General features: G+C 62.8%; 2 protein-coding genes. One reads left to right on the forward strand and one right to left on the reverse strand.

Annotated features, from left to right (window positions below; genetic code table 11):
• Nucleotides 1-55 precede the first annotated feature (55 nt).
• Nucleotides 56-325 (reverse strand): hypothetical protein, encoded by a 270-nt coding sequence (locus NA637_RS25170; protein WP_144735867.1) that lies wholly within the window; start codon nucleotides 323-325, stop codon nucleotides 56-58.
• A 178-nt stretch (nucleotides 326-503) separates the two neighbouring features.
• Between NA637_RS25170 and NA637_RS25175 the strand changes: the two genes are divergently transcribed.
• Nucleotides 504-710, forward strand: a complete 207-nt coding sequence (locus NA637_RS25175; protein ID WP_020205952.1) for a hypothetical protein — start codon at nucleotides 504-506, stop codon at nucleotides 708-710.
• Nucleotides 711-884 lie beyond the last annotated feature (174 nt).

The following is an 884-nucleotide window of genomic DNA, read 5'->3' on the forward strand; positions in this document are numbered from 1 at the left end:
ACTCCACACAAGGCAAGTAATACATCGGCAAGCTGGGCGGGCTGCGCCCCCTCGCTCAGCTTTTCCTCCGCTCCATCCACGTCACCGGAAAGGCGCCATGGGTAAACGGGGCCGCCGCCATCATCTGGCCGCCAGGCTTCCCGCGCATGGGGTTCCACCGCCACCAGCCATGTTGCGGCTCGACCCAGCCGCCATCAACCGCCATGGTGATGGCGTGCACCTCGCGTTCGACCTCGGCGGGATTATGATGGCCCTTCGTATACGCCAGTTCCAGCGCAGCGGTCGCGTGAAAGGAAATCTTGAGCGGGTATTCGCGGGTCGGCATGGCTGCATTGTAGGAAACTTGCGACCGATGTTTCCAGCATGGCATGGCCGTACGTAGGGGACTCGTGAGGTTAGCCACGAGACTTAGTTGGCTCGTTCGATCGATTAGTGGGGGCCGCGAAAGCTTCACGCCTGAAGTCCATGGTGCATTAGCGACCCGCGCCTACGAAGCCACCTTCATGGCCGGCCAGCCGGCGCTGGCCCCGATGCGCTTCAGCGCACTGAATTTCTGCGGCCAACCGTGGGAGCCGCAGCAGGCGGAGTACGACGGCGGCACCACGCTCACGCTCTGGCACCACGACCTCTACTACGGCAACCGCGTCGGCGCGCGCTTCTCGTTTGCCGACCAGTACATGGGACTGGTCGGTCAGCCGTCGCGCGAGTAACCGGTGCGAATAACCGCCGAGAGTACACCCCGATCAAAGCCAGGCCAGACCAGCAGGCGCTGCTCAGCTGAACCCGCCGCGCATCAAAACCGCCACCTCACCGGCGAATAGAGGCGGTTCCTGACCAGCGTTCACACGGCTGAGGAGAAGTCTGCAAAATACTGTGTATTTGCG

The sequence above is a fragment of the Stutzerimonas stutzeri genome, from assembly GCF_024448935.1.
Lineage (GTDB): Bacteria > Pseudomonadota > Gammaproteobacteria > Pseudomonadales > Pseudomonadaceae > Stutzerimonas > Stutzerimonas stutzeri_AO.